Origin of the sequence: Streptomyces europaeiscabiei (genome assembly GCF_001550375.1) — a bacterium.
Lineage (GTDB): Bacteria > Actinomycetota > Actinomycetes > Streptomycetales > Streptomycetaceae > Streptomyces > Streptomyces europaeiscabiei.
On the sequence record NZ_LRTR01000300.1, the window covers coordinates 1 to 1,549 of the forward strand.

At 75.0% G+C, this 1,549-nt stretch carries 1 protein-coding gene; it reads right to left on the reverse strand.

What is annotated here, in order from left to right; all coding sequences use genetic code 11:
• A partial coding sequence (locus AWZ10_RS14760; protein ID WP_244172488.1) for a sensor histidine kinase occupies window positions 1-1,549 on the reverse strand: 1,549 nt, incomplete at both ends.

A 1,549-nucleotide genomic window follows, 5' to 3' on the forward strand; every position in this document is an offset into this window, starting at 1 on the left:
GAGGGCGTCGGAGGCGGTGGGGGGCTCCTCGGCGGCGGCCGGAGAGCCGGGGGCGTAGCCACCGGGGTCGTACCCGTGGGCGCCGTAACCGCCGGGCTCGGAGCCGCTGGGCTGGGAGCCGCTGGGCTGGGCGGCGCTGGGCTGGGCGGCGCTGGGCTGGGTGGCGAAGCCGGAGCCGGAGGTGCCTGAGCCGAACTCGGTGCCGCCCGGACCGAACTCGACGCTGCCGGAGCCGAATTCGGAGCTGAACGACGAGCTGAAGGGGGAACCGAAGGAGGAACCGAACGTCTGAGAGCCGGTCGGGGTGTCGGTGGCAGGGGTCGGCGTCCCGGTCCGGTAGCCGGACAGGGAGTCGATCAGGGCGTCGGCGACCGGGTCGGCGACGGGGGCGGCAGGGGCGTCCGTCGGGAACTCGTGGGTGGGAGTCGGCTCGTTGTCCAGGCCGTGCGGGGCGCGTACGCCCACGTAGGGCGGCGACTGGGCGGGGGCGGACGCCGTGGGAGCTGCCGACGTGGGGACCGTGCTCGCCAGGACGTCCTGCGGGATGAGCATCAGCACGCCCGTGCCGCCGCGCGCGGACGGGCGGAAGGAGATTCTCAGACCGTGCTTGCGGGCGAGGCGGCCGACGACGGCGAGGCCGAGACGGGTGCCGGAGAGACTCGTGAGGCCGGTCGCCTCGCCCGACACGGCGCGTTCGGCGCGCCGGAGCTGGACGTCGCCCATGACGAGCCCGGAGTCCTCGACGGAGATGATCACGCCGGCCGGGACCTCCTCGACGTACACATGGACCTCGGCGGTCGGCGGTGAGAAGTTGGCCGCGTTGTCGAGGAGTTCGGCGAGCGCGTGCATGACGCCCTCGGCGGCGTGACCGGCCACGGCGGCCTCGCTGGACGAGTGCAGGCGGACCCGGCGGTAGGCGCCGATGCGGCCCATCGCGCCGCGCAGGATCGACTCCATGGGGATCGGCCGCGCCCAGCGGCGGCCCGAGCGCGCGCCCGCGAGGACGGCGACGGAGTCGGCGAGACGGCCCGCCTGGGCGGTGCGGTGGTCGAGGTGGAGGAGGTCGGCGAGGACGTCCTCGTCGGCGTGACGTTCCTCCATGGCGCGGAGGTCGGCGAGCGTGCCGGTGGCGAGTGCCTGCATCCGGCCGGCCACGTTGGCGGTGACGGCGAGGAGCGCGGTGCGGTCGGTGTCGGCCTGCTTGGCACGTTCCGAGAGCACGGCCCGCTCCTGGGTGATCTCCTCAGCCGTACGGTCCCGTTCGTCGGACAGCCGTTCGCGTTCGCGTTCGGTCTCCGTGGCCAGCCGCGCCCGTTCCCGCGCGAACTCGGCCGCGATCCGCGCCCGCTCCTGGACGAACTCCTCGGTCAGCCGTCCCCGCTCCTGCGCGAAGTCCTCGGCCATCCGGGCCCGTTCCTGGAGCAGCAGACCGGCGTCCTGCGAGACGGCGTTCAAGCGGTGGCGCAGCAGTCGCACGGACACGCGCGCGTGCACGGCGAACGCGACGGCGACCGTGAGCAGCAGCGCGGCCGCGCCCGCGCCGCCGGCG